Origin of the sequence: Nitrospira defluvii (assembly GCF_905220995.1) — a bacterium.
In the GTDB taxonomy this organism is placed as follows: domain Bacteria; phylum Nitrospirota; class Nitrospiria; order Nitrospirales; family Nitrospiraceae; genus Nitrospira_A; species Nitrospira_A defluvii_C.
Map to the genome: position 1 here is coordinate 294,688 of NZ_CAJNBJ010000001.1, position 13,578 is coordinate 308,265.

The window sequence follows — 13,578 nt, forward strand, 5'->3', positions numbered from 1 at the left end:
TCCCTCGAACCTCCACGGCTACTCGCGTGGGATCGGTCGGCGCACTATTCAGACACCACGGCTGCGCGCAGCCGTTCGATCAACACCTTTAAGGGTTCGTGCTTCAACTTGAGGCTGGCCCGATTGACGATCAAGCGGGCAGTGGAGTGGGTGATCACCTCCACCTCTGCAAGGTCATGGGCCCTCAAGGTGCTCCCCGTTTCAACCAGATCGACGATTCGATCAGCCAAGCCGACCAAGGGGGCCAGTTCGATTGATCCATACAATTTGACGATCTCGACCGGCACGCCGCGCTGATTGAAATAGCGCTCAGTGACGTTGGGATACTTTGTCGCCACGCGAATCTTGGACGACCAACGGTCCGGCGACGGTTGGCCCTGCAAAGCGGCGACGGAGATTCTACACGCTCCGACCTTTAAATCCAACGGCTCATAGACGTCGCTGCCCTGCTCCAACAGCACATCCTTCCCCACCACCCCAACGTCGGCGGCCCCATGTTCGACGTAAGTCGGCACATCGGTTGGCCTGACGATGAGAAATCTGGCGTCGTTGGCCGAACAGTCGAACACCAGCTTTCGGCTCTCGGCGGAAAGACCGGCACTGTCGTACCCAGCCTGCTTCATCAACTCCAGCACCGGGCCAAGTAGTTTCCCCTTCGACAGCGCGATTGTCAGACCTTTCGGTCGCTCCTCCACGGCTCTCCTCGCCCTCACGCTCACTTCCCCTTCCTCCGCTCGACGCGTGCGCCCAACGCGTTCAACTTTGCCTCAAGCCGTTCATAGCCTCGATCGAGATGATACACACGGGACACCTCAGTCGTACCTTCGGCCGCCAGGCCAGCCACGATCAGTCCGGCACTGGCCCGGAGATCGGACGCCATGACCGGCGCGCCCGTCAACCGCTCCTTGCCCGTAATCACCACCCGGTTGCCTTCCACACGAATATCCGCGCCCATGCGACGTAGTTCCTCCACATGCATGAAGCGGCTTTCAAAAATCGTCTCCGTCACCACGCTGGTGCCTTCAGCCACGGCCATCAGGGCGACAAACTGTGCCTGCATATCGGTGGGAAACCCGGGATGCGGGCTGGTTCGAACATTCGTTCCTTTCAAGCGCCCGTTCATCTTGAGGCGGACTCTCCCGGCCTCTTCGGCCAACTCCGCGCCGCTTTCCCGCAATTTCACCAACAACGGTTCCAGATGCTCAGGGCGGCAACGTTCGACAGAGACCTCACCTCCGGTAATGGCGCCGGCCACGAGATAGGTCCCGGCCTCGATACGATCGGGAATCACGTCATGATCAGCCCCGTGTAGTTCCGTCACCCCTTCGATCGTGATCATGTCCGTCCCCGCACCGGCAATGCGTGCGCCCCGTTTTACAAGAAAATCAGCCAGATCCGTGATTTCCGGTTCCTTTGCCGCATTTTCAAGCACCGTGGTCCCTTCGGCCAGCACCGCTGCCATCATGAGGTTTTCAGTACCGGTGACGCTCGGTATGTCGAAATAAATACGGCCTCCGCGCAAGCGACGCGCCGTCGCTTTGATGTACCCGTGCTCGATCTCAACCGAGGCGCCCATCTTTTCCAGGCCGGCCAAGTGAAAATTCACCGGTCGAGACCCGATAGCACAACCTCCGGGAAGCGACACTTTCGCTTCACCCATTCGAGCCACGAGCGGGCCCAACACTAACACCGACGCACGCATCGTCCGAACTAAATCGTAGGGGGCCTCCGTCGACGCGATGGTCTGGGCATGCGCAACCGTATGCTCCCCCTCCTGGACGACCGCTATGCCCAACATCCGAAGCAATTTTCCCATGGTGAGCACATCCACCACGCTCGGCATGTTCGAGAGCACACACTCTCCTCCCCCGAGAATCGTCGACGCGAGAATCGGCAAGGCGGCGTTTTTCGCCCCGCTGACGCGTACGTCTCCCTTCAACCTGCGTCCGCCGTGAATAATAATCTGATCCATAGGTTTCAAGAGGTCCGGCGCGTCGTTGTCGACTCCCTACCCTTCTCAACGACTCCCCGCGAGAGGCTCCCTTCGCGACTCACGTTTTTCAAAACAGACGACACGTGCAATTCCGGCCTCATCTGGTAGGACAGCCGCAGCGCGAAACCAGCCACCCTCCTCCGCGACATGGCAGACTGCCGCAGCCTGACCGAGTCCAACTTCCATCAGAAGCGCGCCACCGGATCTCAAATAGATCGGCGCCTGCTGCAGGAGGCGCCGATGCACTTGCATACCATCCGGACCTCCTGCCAATGCCAATCGAGGCTCAAAGCACCCCACCTCGGGTTGTAGCGTCGAAATCTCGCCGTCCGCGATGTACGGAGGATTGGACAGGATCACATCGATCTTCTGCAGCCATTCCGCCTCACCAAGCGGTGCCAGGAGATCCCCCTGAAGGCAGTCGATGCGGGCGTCACACCCGTGTTGAACCATATTGCGTCGCGCAACCAGCAAGGCTTCAGCCGAGAGATCGATCGCGAGCACCCGCGCCTCTGGCAAGGCCAGCGCCACGGACACCGCCAGGCAGCCGGAACCGGTCCCCACGTCGACAACCGTGGCGGCCGGATGGTTCGCACAACGACGAACCGTTTCCGCAACCAACAGCGCACTCTCCGGACGTGGGATCAGGACCGCAGGGGTCACTTGAAAAGCTCTTCCGCAGAACTCCTGCGTACCAAGCACATATTGCAACGGCTCACGACGGGCACGACGCTCGACCAACGTCCGCACGCCTTCGCATTCCGCAGCAGTCAATTGATGATCCGCATGTACGCGCTGCATGAGCGGCGACACCCCTACCGCATGCTCCAACAACCAGGCCGCCTCCAACGCGGGCTGATCGATTCCGGCGGCAGCCAGCCGGCGCTCAGCCTCATTTGCCACAATGCGAATCGTTGGGATAGCAGCCGCGACGGTGCCGCGTGATACCCCGTTCATTTCGTCTCCAGGCTGGCCAAGTGCTCATAATGCGCACGCAACGCCTGGACGATCTCCTCCAGGTCGCCGGCCAACACTTGATCAAGCTTATGAACCGTCAATCCGATACGATGGTCGGTCACACGATTTTGCGGAAAGTTGTATGTGCGGATTTTTTCGCTTCGATCACCGGTCCCGACCTGAGATTTCCGGTCTTGCGCAATCGCCGCGTCCTGCTTTTCCCGCTCGGCTTCCACAATCCGCGCCCGCAATGTCCGCATGGCTTTGGTGCGGTTCTTGAGCTGCGATCGCTCATCCTGGCAACTCACAACCACGCCTGTCGGTATGTGCGTAATGCGAACAGCCGAGTAGGTTGTGTTAACGCTTTGTCCTCCCGCGCCCGACGAGCAAAAGGTATCGATGCGCAAGTCCTTCGGATCGATGTGCACGTCGACCTCGTCCACCTCGGGCATCACCGCTACCGTGACCGTCGACGTGTGAATTCTTCCGCTCGCCTCAGTGGTAGGGACGCGCTGCACTCGATGTACGCCACTCTCGTATCTGAGACGGCCGAACGCCCCCTTCCCCTCCAACAGCGCGATGACTTCCCGGTAGCCGCCGATGCCGGTCTCGGATGCATCGACCACCTCCAGGCGGAAGCGATGGCGCTCAGCGTATTTGACATACATACGAAAGAGATCCCCCGCGAACAGCGCGGCTTCGTCCCCGCCCGTTCCCGCCCGGATTTCGAGAAACATGTTCTTCTCGTCGCGCGGATCTTTCGGGGTCAAAAACTCTTTGGCACGAGTTTCAAGATCCAGCACCTGCAGATTGAGCTGGGCACTTTCCTCAGCAAACAGCTGCTTCATCTCGCCGCCCGTCGAAGGGTCCTGAAGCATGACGGCCACATCCTCGAGTTGTTTCTTCAGCTCACGGTAGGCCACAAACTGCTGGGCCGGTTCCTCTAATTCAGTCCGCTCTTTGTTGAGCTTATGAATCATGCCCGGCTGATTAAGAACAGTCGGATCCATCAGCTGATTGGTCAGCTCCTGGTACCGTGCCGCCATCCCCTCCCACTTCTTGATCAACCCGTCTTCCATATGTCGCTCATTCCGGCCGCAGCCCGCATCAGCCCAAAAAACAAGAGACCCTGCCCCAAAAGGAAGCAGGGTCTCCGTGATGTCCTGACTGGGCCTACTTATCTTTTTTGGCGTACTTCTTCTTGAACCGTTCGACACGCCCTTCCGTATCGACGATTTTCTGCGTTCCCGTAAAGAACGGATGGCATCCCGCACAAATGTCGACTTTGATGTCTCCAATGGTCGATCGCGTCTTGAATGTGTTTCCACAAGCGCAGTGCACAGTCGCTTCCCGGTAGACTGGATGAATTCCCTTTTGCATGCCTACTCCTCTACTACCCTTGATTCGTTGAACTCGCCCGGTCCTGCTCGCCAGGGTGCACGACTTTACACTGGAGGCACCCACACTGGCAAGCGGCAACCTACCGATTCATAGATTGAAGGAATTCCTGATTGGTTTTCGTCCCGCCGATCTTGTCCATCAGGAACTCCATTGCTTCCATTGTTCCCAACGGGCTCAAGACCTTTCGCAGAATCCACATCTTGTTCAAACGGTCGCGATCGACCAGCAACTCTTCCTTGCGCGTACCGGACTGGCTGATATCGATAGCCGGAAAGAGACGCTTATCGGCCAACCGCCGATCCAGGTGCACTTCCATATTGCCGGTCCCTTTAAACTCCTCAAAAATCACGTCGTCCATGCGGCTACCCGTATCGATCAGAGCAGTTGCCATGATGGTCAAACTGCCGCCATTTTCGATATTTCTGGCAGCGCCGAAGAATCGCTTCGGCCGCTGCAATGCGTTGGAATCCAGACCGCCTGAGAGCACCTTACCGCTGGGAGGGGCGATCGTATTGTAGGCCCGCGCCAGTCGGGTAATGCTATCGAGCAAAATCACCACATCCTTCTTATGCTCAACGAGCCGTTTCGCCTTTTCCAGCACCATTTCCGCCACCTGGGCATGTCGCTGAGCCGGCTCATCGAATGTCGAGCTGATCACTTCCGCTTTCACCTGGCGCTGCCAATCCGTCACCTCTTCCGGACGCTCATCGATCAACAGAACAATGAGCGTGACTTCCTTGTGATTCTTGAGAATTGCACGGGCAATGGCCTGCAAGAGCATCGTCTTTCCGGTCCTTGGCGCCGCGACAATCAAGCCCCGCTGGCCCTTCCCAATTGGGGTAGTAAGGTCCATAACACGCGTGCAATATTCTTCACGATCAAACTCGAGGTTAAGCCGTTCCTCGGGATACAGGGGCGTGAGGTTGTCGAACAGGATCTTGTCGCGCGCGACCTCCGGATCCTCATAGTTAACCTTTTCCACCTTCAGTAACGCGAAATACCGTTCACTTTCTTTGGGCGGACGGATTTGCCCAGACACGATATCGCCCGTTCTGAGATTGAATCGCCGGATCTGCGATGGGGAAATGTAAATGTCGTCTGGACCTGGCAGATAGTTCGAGTCAGGAGCGCGGAGGAAACCAAACCCGTCCGGGAGGGTCTCCAGCACACCCTCACCAAAAACAACTCCGTTTTTCTCCGTCTGCGCCTGCAAAATGGCGAAGATGAGTTCCTGCTTGCGAAGGTTCGCCGCCCCCTCAATCTTTAAGTCTCGCGCCACATCATTCAGGTCGGCAATCGACTTCTGTTTGAGCTCCGCGAGATGCATAACTTCCCCTTTAACCTGTGTCATACCTCTTCCCTACCAGGCTCTCAACCCGATAGCTCCCCATGATGAGAAATACGATTTAGTACTCATGAACGAATTCACGGAAGTGATCGTCTGGATGTCAACCTGCTGGTTGTTTATGGCAGGATCGCTCTAGATGAAGGCGTTTCCGATTGAGACTTTGCAGAAACGAAAGTACCGCGCTATTCAACACTCGATGCTACACTACCTTAGGGATATTTTACGGTTGAGATGGGTCTCGGGAGCTGATGTACTGGGGTAATACTTTTTGTATAAAGCGCGAAGTTACGCTGATAGTAGCGTCCATCCTGTACGTTGTCAACATCTAATGCCCCATTTGATTCGCTTAGCCTCAGCAAAATTCCATCATCAGACACTCGCCTCATCCCCACCGCCGCACCGTTGCCCCCCGGACCTCGGTTGCGGCCCAAGGGGTGTTGTGTTAAAGATCCCCGCGGGACACACTTATGGCAAAATCTGATCACGACACGCCCGATCGCATTTTCACATTGGCAGAGGCAAACGAGCTTGTCCCCCAACTGAATCAACGGTTTACAACCGTTCGTCGCGCCAAGACCGTTATCGCGAATACGAAAGACGAGATCTCCAAGGCTAGCGCAAAAGCCTCGCTCGGTGGTGGCAGTCCGGTCGGTTCATCTTACATTCAGGCCTTGCATGAGATTAGCGGCAATCTGCAAGCGATTCATGAGCTTGGCGTGGTGGTCAAGGACGTCGATCTGGGCCTCTGCGACTTTCCCTCGAAGCGTGAAGGCCGAATTGTGTACCTCTGTTGGAAATTTGGTGAGGACGAGATTCGGTGGTGGCATGAGACCTCCTGCGGCTATAAGGACCGCCACCCTCTTGATGGAACAGCCGCATCGGGAAGGGACGAGTGATTCGTCATGAAATTCGTAATTCTCGGCTTCGATGGGCCTGACGGCCAGGCCAGGCGAAAAATTCATCGCCCTGCACACCTCGCCAACCTAGAGCCGCTCAATCGCCAAGGGAAGGTTCTACTCGCTGGACCATTCACTGACCAGACCGGAAGCCTGATCATCATCGAAGCCTCCTCACTCGAAGAAGCGCAGAAGTTTGCAGCGGAAGATCCATACACGCTCCATGGAATTTTTGAGCGCGTTGAAGTCCATCCCTTCCTTCAGGTCCTCCCCGCCCCCCCCAACTCATAGATAATCTATTCCTCGGCACATTCTATATTCCTCTCGTCACCGCTCCACACCGTCGTCATTCGTTTCACCCCAAAAGCGTCACAACCAGGCATCTCCAAGGGCAGGACAGGCCACAACCTGCAGCTTCGCCAGATTGACAACTCAAAAGATTGCCACCTATAATGCGCACTTAGCGCTATTTATGATGATTCGGCTACTGTAGTTCAAAAGACCTAAGTGCCTTTATATGCGCTGGCCCTTAATTTCCCCAAAGTGGGCCTTCTGCTGGGTTGCAGAAAAACATCAAGGAAGCATAGAGTGCGTTGACCCCACGCTTTAACCGATGGTGTCCCTTCTCCAAGTTTGTTAACCCCAAAAAGAGAGCAGGTTCGAATGACTCAGTATCGCGTGTTACCAGGCCCAGAACACTTCCTGCCACCGGCCGCAGCCTCGATGGGGATTTATCTCCCCAACCCTGGTGAGGCTCATATCAACGGCGTGATCGTTCCGGAAGAAAAAGCCTACGAAGAGGCCGCACGCCAGTTTCTCATGGCACAGGTACCGACTATCTTCCCCGGCCCGCTGGTTCTGTGGGCATGGAACGAAAAGGCCGCAAAGAAAGCCGCGGCAGTTCGAAGTCTTTACGAAACTTTAAAGGAGTGCGTCCAGCCTGGTCAGAAGCCTATGCTGATTCCAATGCCGGACTATCGCCCCAAATATCCCAAGATCAACCCTGAAATCGAAATTAACCCAAACCATCCCAATCTGACGATCTGGCATAACAAGATCGACTGCTGCATGTTTATCGGCGTGCACTGCCATCAGGCAAACTTATCCTTGAAGATTATCCGTGGTGGTACCTCCTGCTATACAGTCGCAATGTGTGCGCAAGCTGGACATGAAGATGCGATGCTCTCCTTCAGAGACGCCTCGGTCGAAAAAATCCTGAAGTTGGGCGAATGGATCCGCAAATTGAAAGGGACCGTTAAACCAAGGCTGACATCAGCCAAGACCGGCGCTTCGAACTAACCATTTGAAGCACTGACAACGATTGAAAGGAGGCCGAGTCCATGGCGGAAACGAAATCCCACATCGGGACACAAAATAAAAAGGGCCAGACTTACACAGATCCTTGGAAAATGCTAAATGAGGCCCCTCGCAAGCCTTCCTTCTACACGGGAAGCGAGGTCATTAAAGAAGCAATCCGTCGTGCAAGCTGCGATGTCATGATTGCTTACCCCATCACACCGCAAAGCGAGGCGGCAGCCCTCATCGGTGAACTATTTGCCGAAGGGTATATCGGGGATTATTTCCGGGGAGAGAGTGAATTCGCCGTGATGTCTCAATGTGCGGGAGCGGCGTTCGGCGGAGCGAGGGTATTCACGACGACAGCCGGTCCAGGCACCATGCGCGCAATGGAGAACTTTCCGATGTGGGCTGGCGCCAGGCTTCCGATCCAAATGATCGTCACCTGCCGTGGAATCAACTCCCCCCTCTCGATCCAACCAGACACATTAGAGATTGCATACCTCCTCAACACCGGTATGCTCGTTTGGCATGCGGAAACGGCTCAAGACTTTTTCGACTGGATCCTGAAGGGGTACATGGTCTCAGAAGAGCCAGACGTGCACCTGCCTCTCGCGTTGTGTTGCGACGGATTCTTTGTGACGCACACGAAGGACGTGGTAAACCTCACCCCGACCGACATGTGCCTGCCGCCGTATGACCCCTACCGTTCTCCAGTCCCTTGCATGGACATGGAATGCCCGCCAGTTCGCATGATGCGGGATCCGTTCGTCATGAAGAGCAACTATATTAGCTATGCCACACATGCCAGCTGGCAGCAAGAAGTCTGGGCGGCTGTGGAACGATCAAGAAAACACACGATTCATTGGTTAGACGGCTTGATCGACACCGAGAACGCCGACGCGGAAGTCATGATCGTTGCATCAGGCACTGCCGTGTCGCAAGGACGCGAAGCCATCCGCCTCCTGGATGACGAGGGCGTCCGCTGCGGACTCGTGAAGGTTAAGTCTCTCAGACCATGGCCTGGAGAAGAGATTCGAGAAGCGACCAAGAATGCCAAGCACATTTTTGTTCCAGAATTTAACGTGACGGGATGGCTGGCCAAAGAAATTAAGGCAACCATCCCCAACAGCGAACGTGTCCACGCTGGCCCCCACGTCTGCGGCGGTATGACCATGCCACCGGAAATCATTGTATCTGAGATTAAGACGGCCCTTGGGTTGCGTTCCGAGTCACTCGCTGGCAGAGGTAGCTGAGATTGCTTCTCCCGTAGAGCGGAGAACTGAACGATCAATTGTCCCGATAGACACGCCGTGAGGAGGCATACATGAGCAAAGAGCGAATCAAAATTTCGCCGGATCTATATGACATCATGCCATCGGACTACCAAGATTTAGTCCAGAGTGCGACCTATGGGAAAGAAGACCGTGGCTGGAAAGACATCGGCACATCGAAGGAGTTGATTGAACAGCACTCCTTGTGCGCTGGCTGTCCTGAATCCATGGCTTTCCGATATATCCTGGCATCCCTCCCAAATCCGGAAGACACGGTCATGGTGGGCTCCACTGGCTGCACTAGCTTGGTGTTTCCTATGGTGGCCGTACACAACATTCACTCTCTTTTCGGCAACCAGAATGCGATTGCCTCCGGTCTGAAACGAGCCCTCAGTGTCCGTTTCCCAGATCGAGTTAAAGATGTCGTTGTGCTGGCGGGTGACGGAGCAACGGTCGACATCGGACTTGATATGACCTTGCAAGCCTGGTTTCGCCAGGAAAAATTCACTACGATCTGCTTTGACAACGAGCTCTACGCCAACACCGGTGGGCAGGAAAGTGGTTTGATGCAGAAAGGCTTCGTGGCCAAAATGGCTCCAGTTGGGAAGCTTTTCGACAAGGTTCGCCTCCCGGAAATCGCACGAGAATCGGGTTGCCACTATGTCGTGAACTGCACGGTGAGCAAGCCTTCGCTCGTTGAGAAAGTGATTCGGAACTCGGTGTTAATCGCCCGAGAAATCGGTCCGACCTACGTTCAGCTCTATACACCTTGCATCCTGGAAATCGGCAAGAACAGCATGGAAGGCCTCCAAGAAATGCGCGATTCTGAAAAGCCGACCGAACGGTTTGCTTACAAAGAATATGTCAGCGAACCTGCCAAGCAACTTTTGGCCGAGTTGGCTGCAAAAGACAAAGAGCGGAAGGCTGCGGCCAAGCAATTGGCTGGAAAAGCTTAAAGAATCGGAGGTCGTCCATGATTAAGAAGAGACTCAATATTCGTATGTCCGGACTCGGCGGCCAGGGCGCCGTCACTGCAGCCCACGTGATGGCAATGGCTGCCAACCGGGATGGGAAATTTTCGATCTCGAATCCCTTCTTTGGAGCCGAAAAGCGTATGGCTCCGGCAGAAAGTTACTGCCGCATCGGCATTGAACGGATCTACGACCGCGGCGAGCTGGTGTTCCCGGACGTGATCGAAGTCTTTCACCCTCAGGTCATCACCATGGGGAAGAGCTACACCATGCCGTTCTACTCTGGCATTAAGGAAGGCGGCGTCGTGATCATCAACTCCGCTCAGAATCTCCTGTCTGAGGAGGATATCGAGCGGCTGAAGGACCTAAATGTCGCCGTCTTCTACATCGCCGGAACGGAACTCGCCATTGAGGTCGCCGGAACGGAATTGTCGACAAATATGACTATGATTGGTTCAGTCGCCGGAATTACCAAATGCGTCTCCATGGAAGCCTTAGACGGTGCGCTGCAAGAGCGATTCGGGAAAAAGTTCGTGGCCTCCGGAGGAACCGCCTCTCTGGATGAAGCCATCAAGAAGAAGTTTGCCAAGAAAGAAATGCTGCTTCAAAAAAACTTGGCCACCGTAAAGCGTGCATATGAAATCGCAAGCGAATGGGCCGAGAAAAATAAGATTGAGCTGAAAGTCGGCAACCCCGCAGTTGCAGCGTGAGCGCAAGAAAAGGAATCCAGCCACATGTATAACGTTGCGCAAGTGATCGACGAAAAATGCACCGCAAAGAAGGGGTGCCGCCTCTGTATCATGTACTGCCCAGAGGCTAACTGTTTGGATCTCAACACCTCTAAGATGGTGGCAGAAGTTAACATCGACCGATGCAAAGGCTGCGAATTATGCGTCGTCGTGTGTAACGCCGCCAAGCATGAAGCGATCGTGATGCAGGCCGTTAGTGCTACTGGCGAATTAATCAATCGGAAGGGTGAATCTGCAGCCCTGGGGCAGGCGTACCAAGGCTAGAACGAGCCACACAGGCTCTTCATCAAACCCCATGGCGCCGTCGCCGTGGGGTTTTTTGTTAGATGTCTGGCGGGAGAGGATGAAATGGAACAGGAAGACAATTTGCTCGACGAACTCCTCCGCAACATTTCCGGTCTCCTTCACGAATACCCCAAGGTCATTGAACGACGCGCTGCCGTCATTCATGCGGAAGGAAAAGATCCTGAATTAGCGGACAAGCTTTTCAAGGCAGCCGACACGATGCGTGACAGCGGAAATCTGTACCTTACCTGGGCCAAACACTTCGCTGCGTTGGCGGAGGGCAACACTGATGCGTCATCCGACGAAGATGAAACAGAGGACTTCGATATCTAAAAAAGTCTCCCCCTTCGCACTTTAGTTTTGTTACAATGCGTCGGTTATTGACTACGTCTTCATTCCCCGGTAGCTCAGTTGGTAGAGCAGCCGGCTGTTAACCGGCTGGTCGCAGGTTCGAGTCCTGCCCGGGGAGCCAATCTAAAAATACACAGGGGGCTCTCGGCAACATACCGAGAGCCCCCTGTCTGGACCAGCAACCAACCTTTTTCCTTTGCTTTTGATCCTCTCCAGGACTGTCCTGAACCTGGATCTCTATTGCTCAATCGAGCGCGCAGCGACTCCACTTTTCAGCACGATTTCGCAGATATGGTCCAGGCGTTCAATATGCTCATAGGCCGCCCAGGGGTCCGTGTCCACGGCACACACGCCATGGTTCGTTTGCCCCACGATGTCGAACTCCAAGCTCCCGTCTTTCCTGAGTCCTAAGCACTCTGCTGTCACATCGGCCAAATCACGGGACAACGCAGGCAGTGCAGGGACCGTGGGCCCGACACGGGTGTACCGAGAGATTTCGGGAAACTCGGCACTCATTTGTTGCAAATCAATACCTGCATACATGGCGGCCACGATATGGGTCGCATGAACATGGACAACCGTGCGCGTCTTCTTAGTGTCCCGCTGAAGATTCCAATGCATCCAGAGTTCGCCGGAAGGTTGCTGCCCCTCACGCACTTTGGGGGCCGGCAATCCGGTTGCCGGATCGGCAATCACCTCCAACCGCACGACGTGCTCGGGATGGACAATGGTCTTCCGCCATCCGGACGGCGTGATATAGAGATATTTCCCATCCCGCTTTCGCATGCTGATGTTCCCATCTCTGGTTGTAATCCACCCTCGCTCGTACACTCGCCGCATCACATCGCCGATTGCCGTCAGCATGCCTGCCTCCTGTAAGGACGAACTCTCCAGCATCTGTTATCGGCCAGTGGCCGAAAACCCTTGAGGCCGCGGCACCCGGCAAGCGCCACAAGACAAGCATTTGCAGTGGGCAGCGGCATCCGCATTTGTTTATGATGGCGTTGGCATGCGTTCCCTGTATGAATTCAGCCCCCCCTTATTGTTCCGTAATCCTCACTTGATGACGTTGATGCCTCGGTACTGGCCTCGACCTCACTGGAAGCAAGGCCTTCCGCAAATCACACGCTTGTTCACCACTGCGCCGGACACCCAGCTTCTCGGAATGTGTCACTGGCAAGTCGATCCCCCTGCGACATCAACGGTCTTGTTGGTTCACGGCTTGGAGGGCTCCGCGGAGTCACACTACATGCGCGGCATGGCCGCCAAAGCGTTCCGGGCAGGATTTAACGTGGTTCGCATGAACCAACGCACATGTGGCGGAACCGATCACCTGACGCCGACGCTCTACAACAGCGGGTTAAGCGCCGACTACTTGGCCATCGTTCGAGAATTGACAGACACGGATCGCCTGCACCGTATCTGGCTCGTAGGATATTCAATGGGCGGCAATCTGCTCCTCAAGGCGGCGGGGGAAATTGGACGATCCGAATCAGCGTTGGCCGGAGTCGTGGCTGTAAGCCCCAATATCGATCCTACGCAATGCGTGGCAGCCCTAGAAACACCCAGGAACTGGCTTTATCATTTACACTTCCTTACCAGCCTCAAAGCACGCTTGCGTCGCAAGGCAGCGCTGTTTCCTGGACGATGGGATATCTCCGCGCTGCAGCAGATCAAAACCATCTCGCAATTCGATGAGTTGTACACGGCTCGCGATGGGGGCTATCGGGATGCTGCCGATTACTACGATCGCGCAGGGGCGCGTCACGTCTTGCACAACATCGCAGTTCCCACCCTGATCATTTCCGCCCAGGATGACCCGTTCATACCGGCCTCCATGTTCGACACGCCTGCCATCAGCGGCAACAAATACGTGACGACTGCCATGCTCCGGTTCGGCGGGCATTGTGGGTTTTTCCAAAAACACACCCAGGATGAAGATCGGTTTTGGGCGGAAAATAGAATTGTCGAGTGGCTGGGCCTGCGCCGCTAAACTGCTCGGCACAGAAAGTGAGCTTGGCCGCCACTTTCAATCGGACGTGATGCTATCATCAACA

Annotated in this window: 16 protein-coding genes and 1 tRNA gene; 10 read left to right on the forward strand and 7 right to left on the reverse strand. The window is 55.5% G+C overall.

The annotated features are described in order from the left end of the window. Positions 1–44: 44 nt before the first annotated feature. From hisG to rho, 6 genes are all read right to left on the reverse strand, one after another. Positions 45–695: an ATP phosphoribosyltransferase gene (hisG, locus tag KJA79_RS01485; protein WP_246507354.1), complete on the reverse strand. Its 651-nt coding sequence runs from the start codon at positions 693–695 to the stop codon at positions 45–47. A 20-nt stretch (positions 696–715) separates the two neighbouring features. Further along, positions 716–1,972, reverse strand: a complete 1,257-nt coding sequence (gene murA / locus KJA79_RS01490) for a UDP-N-acetylglucosamine 1-carboxyvinyltransferase (RefSeq protein ID WP_213040229.1) — start codon at positions 1,970–1,972, stop codon at positions 716–718. A 45-nt stretch (positions 1,973–2,017) separates the two neighbouring features. Next, on the reverse strand, positions 2,018–2,950 hold the full coding sequence (gene prmC, locus KJA79_RS01495) for a peptide chain release factor N(5)-glutamine methyltransferase (protein WP_213040230.1): 933 nt from the start codon (positions 2,948–2,950) through the stop codon (positions 2,018–2,020). Next, complete coding sequence (gene prfA, locus KJA79_RS01500) at positions 2,947–4,017, reverse strand: peptide chain release factor 1 (protein WP_343224234.1); 1,071 nt, start codon at positions 4,015–4,017, stop codon at positions 2,947–2,949. The genes prmC and prfA overlap by 4 nt, the downstream gene beginning before the upstream one ends. A gap of 106 nt (positions 4,018–4,123) precedes the next feature. After that, positions 4,124–4,330, reverse strand: coding sequence for a 50S ribosomal protein L31 (rpmE, locus tag KJA79_RS01505; protein WP_213040232.1), 207 nt, complete (start codon positions 4,328–4,330; stop codon positions 4,124–4,126). A gap of 100 nt (positions 4,331–4,430) precedes the next feature. Further along, positions 4,431–5,678 (reverse strand): transcription termination factor Rho, encoded by a 1,248-nt coding sequence (rho, locus tag KJA79_RS01510; protein ID WP_213041342.1) that lies wholly within the window; start codon positions 5,676–5,678, stop codon positions 4,431–4,433. 488 nt (positions 5,679–6,166) lie between these two features. Between rho and KJA79_RS01515 the strand changes: the two genes are divergently transcribed. From KJA79_RS01515 to KJA79_RS01555, 9 genes are all read left to right on the forward strand, one after another. After that, complete coding sequence (locus KJA79_RS01515; RefSeq protein ID WP_213040233.1) at positions 6,167–6,595, forward strand: DUF2203 domain-containing protein; 429 nt, start codon at positions 6,167–6,169, stop codon at positions 6,593–6,595. Between the two features lie 6 nt (positions 6,596–6,601). After that, on the forward strand, positions 6,602–6,886 hold the full coding sequence (locus KJA79_RS01520) for a YciI family protein (RefSeq protein ID WP_213040234.1): 285 nt from the start codon (positions 6,602–6,604) through the stop codon (positions 6,884–6,886). A gap of 372 nt (positions 6,887–7,258) precedes the next feature. Next, positions 7,259–7,894 (forward strand): carbon monoxide dehydrogenase beta subunit family protein, encoded by a 636-nt coding sequence (locus tag KJA79_RS01525; RefSeq protein ID WP_213040235.1) that lies wholly within the window; start codon positions 7,259–7,261, stop codon positions 7,892–7,894. A 41-nt stretch (positions 7,895–7,935) separates the two neighbouring features. Next, the gene (locus KJA79_RS01530; RefSeq protein WP_213040236.1) at positions 7,936–9,147 is read left to right on the forward strand and encodes a transketolase C-terminal domain-containing protein; all 1,212 of its coding nucleotides are present in this window, start codon (positions 7,936–7,938) and stop codon (positions 9,145–9,147) included. Between the two features lie 71 nt (positions 9,148–9,218). Next, entirely contained in the window at positions 9,219–10,121 is a 903-nt protein-coding gene (locus tag KJA79_RS01535; protein WP_213040237.1) for a thiamine pyrophosphate-dependent enzyme, read from the forward strand. Positions 10,122–10,138: 17 nt separating this feature from the next. Further along, the gene (locus KJA79_RS01540) at positions 10,139–10,846 is read left to right on the forward strand and encodes a 2-oxoacid:ferredoxin oxidoreductase subunit gamma family protein (RefSeq protein WP_213040238.1); all 708 of its coding nucleotides are present in this window, start codon (positions 10,139–10,141) and stop codon (positions 10,844–10,846) included. A gap of 24 nt (positions 10,847–10,870) precedes the next feature. Beyond that, a complete protein-coding gene (locus KJA79_RS01545) occupies positions 10,871–11,149 on the forward strand; it encodes a pyruvate ferredoxin oxidoreductase (RefSeq protein WP_213040239.1) in 279 nt (92 codons plus the stop codon). An 84-nt stretch (positions 11,150–11,233) separates the two neighbouring features. Next, complete coding sequence (locus KJA79_RS01550; RefSeq protein WP_213040240.1) at positions 11,234–11,503, forward strand: hypothetical protein; 270 nt, start codon at positions 11,234–11,236, stop codon at positions 11,501–11,503. 63 nt (positions 11,504–11,566) lie between these two features. Beyond that, positions 11,567–11,642: transfer RNA gene (locus tag KJA79_RS01555), tRNA-Asn, on the forward strand. 116 nt (positions 11,643–11,758) lie between these two features. On the opposite strand, the gene KJA79_RS01560 is transcribed toward KJA79_RS01555, so the two are convergent. Continuing rightward, on the reverse strand, positions 11,759–12,385 hold the full coding sequence (locus KJA79_RS01560; RefSeq protein ID WP_213040241.1) for a class II aldolase/adducin family protein: 627 nt from the start codon (positions 12,383–12,385) through the stop codon (positions 11,759–11,761). A 301-nt stretch (positions 12,386–12,686) separates the two neighbouring features. Between KJA79_RS01560 and KJA79_RS01565 the strand changes: the two genes are divergently transcribed. Beyond that, positions 12,687–13,514 (forward strand): YheT family hydrolase, encoded by an 828-nt coding sequence (locus KJA79_RS01565; RefSeq protein WP_213040242.1) that lies wholly within the window; start codon positions 12,687–12,689, stop codon positions 13,512–13,514. Positions 13,515–13,578 lie beyond the last annotated feature (64 nt).

What these genes read in the sequence shown, in the direction of transcription:
- murA (WP_213040229.1), bottom strand. Translation starts at nt 1,972, where the DNA reads ATGGATCAGATTATTATTCACGGCGGACGCAGGTTGAAGGGAGACGTA.
- prmC (WP_213040230.1), bottom strand. Translation starts at nt 2,950, where the DNA reads ATGAACGGGGTATCACGCGGCACCGTCGCGGCTGCTATCCCAACGATT.
- rpmE (WP_213040232.1), bottom strand. Translation starts at nt 4,330, where the DNA reads ATGCAAAAGGGAATTCATCCAGTCTACCGGGAAGCGACTGTGCACTGC.
- rho (WP_213041342.1), bottom strand. Translation starts at nt 5,678, where the DNA reads ATGCATCTCGCGGAGCTCAAACAGAAGTCGATTGCCGACCTGAATGAT.
- KJA79_RS01515 (WP_213040233.1), top strand. Translation starts at nt 6,167, where the DNA reads ATGGCAAAATCTGATCACGACACGCCCGATCGCATTTTCACATTGGCA.
- KJA79_RS01520 (WP_213040234.1), top strand. Translation starts at nt 6,602, where the DNA reads ATGAAATTCGTAATTCTCGGCTTCGATGGGCCTGACGGCCAGGCCAGG.
- KJA79_RS01525 (WP_213040235.1), top strand. Translation starts at nt 7,259, where the DNA reads ATGACTCAGTATCGCGTGTTACCAGGCCCAGAACACTTCCTGCCACCG.
- KJA79_RS01530 (WP_213040236.1), top strand. Translation starts at nt 7,936, where the DNA reads ATGGCGGAAACGAAATCCCACATCGGGACACAAAATAAAAAGGGCCAG.
- KJA79_RS01535 (WP_213040237.1), top strand. Translation starts at nt 9,219, where the DNA reads ATGAGCAAAGAGCGAATCAAAATTTCGCCGGATCTATATGACATCATG.
- KJA79_RS01540 (WP_213040238.1), top strand. Translation starts at nt 10,139, where the DNA reads ATGATTAAGAAGAGACTCAATATTCGTATGTCCGGACTCGGCGGCCAG.
- KJA79_RS01545 (WP_213040239.1), top strand. Translation starts at nt 10,871, where the DNA reads ATGTATAACGTTGCGCAAGTGATCGACGAAAAATGCACCGCAAAGAAG.
- KJA79_RS01550 (WP_213040240.1), top strand. Translation starts at nt 11,234, where the DNA reads ATGGAACAGGAAGACAATTTGCTCGACGAACTCCTCCGCAACATTTCC.
- KJA79_RS01560 (WP_213040241.1), bottom strand. Translation starts at nt 12,385, where the DNA reads ATGCTGACGGCAATCGGCGATGTGATGCGGCGAGTGTACGAGCGAGGG.
- KJA79_RS01565 (WP_213040242.1), top strand. Translation starts at nt 12,687, where the DNA reads ATGTGTCACTGGCAAGTCGATCCCCCTGCGACATCAACGGTCTTGTTG.